The sequence below is a fragment of the Aliiglaciecola lipolytica E3 genome, assembly GCF_000314975.1.
Classification (GTDB): domain Bacteria; phylum Pseudomonadota; class Gammaproteobacteria; order Enterobacterales; family Alteromonadaceae; genus Aliiglaciecola; species Aliiglaciecola lipolytica.
Window position 1 is genome coordinate 1 of sequence record NZ_BAEN01000024.1, and the last position, 1,089, is coordinate 1,089.

Annotated in this window: 1 protein-coding gene; it reads right to left on the bottom strand. The window is 45.7% G+C overall.

The genetic code is table 11. The annotated features are described in order from the left end of the window. Positions 1-984 (bottom strand): DUF4158 domain-containing protein (locus GLIP_RS06125; protein WP_040522107.1); only part of this gene is annotated, 984 nt, incomplete at its 3' end. Positions 985-1,089 lie beyond the last annotated feature (105 nt).

Below are 1,089 nucleotides of genomic sequence, written 5' to 3' on the forward strand. Positions count from 1 at the left end.
GTCCGCGGCTGACTGCCAGGACAGGAACACTGCTTGTTGTGCAAAGGTGTTGGCAGCTTCTTGTTGCTTGCGGATATGGTAAATGAACCCATCAGTTAACCGTTCCAGTGCCAGTTGTATCCGCTCTGTCAGGTGACATAGCAACCATAGATGCTGCTGTGCGCGTTTGAATCGTTTGAGTTTACTACCGTAATAGTTGATGAGCTCACCGAAGTGTTGTCGATTTTTAAGAGACAGATTAAGCCCATCGATAACGCCATTGATTTGCGTGCGCCATGGCGCTAACTGATGATAAAGGGCAAGCTCTTTTTTAAGTTCAGGTACGGTCAGACTTTTTGCACCGCCTCTGAGCTGGTTCAGGCTTAGTCCGTCATCAATGGCTGTTATGCTGTCCAGAAAGACGTGAAGTTCAGGACTGGTGAGTTGATTAAGTTGGTGCGCCAGGTCTTTTCTGACCTGCTGCATCGCTCTGCTTATCAGTCTCTGGAGTACGGTGTACCTAGGGATAGCAATGCTGTGACTGGTTAGGAATTCAATAGCAGTATCAAAGAGGTAACGCGGCTCCAGCCAGGCATTGCCCACCTGAACAAGGTGGTCGAAAAGAGAATTGAAGTGCTGACTTTCGTCCCATTTGTGATAACCAGCAAGGTCTAATACTTTTGCGTAGAGTCGATCTTTTTGTTTTTGTGAGGGAGTGAATGGTCTGAGCCCCTTGCCGCCAAGCAGCTCTTTACTGATGAACATTAAATCCTTAGAAACCTGCGAGTAAGCGATATCTAGGATGACGGGCTTTGATTTGAAGTATCCCAAAATCGCGACAAAGTAACATCTATGAGCTCTGAGACGAATTGACCGAAAAACTGCCAATTCCGCATCGTTCAGAGAAAAGTACAGACGTTGTTCTTCGATTGAAAAAATGGGTGGGGAATAAAGATCTGCCTGTTCTGCTCTCGTGAGAATAGTAATTTCGTTTTTGATGGCCATATCAGGGCTGTTCCGTATTAAATGTACGATATTTACCTAATTTGCCACACTTATAAGTAGTAACCCACCTCCGCAGCCATTTATTGGTGTGGTCTACAGAGGATT